General features: G+C 51.2%; 1 protein-coding gene. It reads right to left on the reverse strand.

What is annotated here, in order from left to right; all coding sequences use genetic code 11:
- Positions 1 to 205: hypothetical protein (locus AC1RPQ_RS08580; protein WP_481762362.1), on the reverse strand; the 205-nt coding region annotated here is incomplete at its 3' end.
- Between the last annotated feature and the right edge of the window lie 47 nt (positions 206 to 252).

Below are 252 nucleotides of genomic sequence, written 5' to 3' on the forward strand. Positions count from 1 at the left end.
TGTCCCGTGCCTCTTGAAACAGCACCTTCAATTTGTGGTTATAAGCGAAGACCACAAACAGAATCGTGAGCGTGGGCACCACAACCGATACCACGAACCATGCGCGCTCCGCGAACGCTGATGCGGGCGTCGCGAAACCCACCAGATAAGTGGTGAGGAATGAGAACGCAATGATTGCTGATTGGAACGAACGATTGTGGAACATGACTTCTCCTTATAGAAATAGGTTCACAGACCCAGCGCCTTCTTGAC

It is taken from the genome of Dellaglioa sp. CoH-57-MRSF-21 (genome assembly GCF_056781915.1).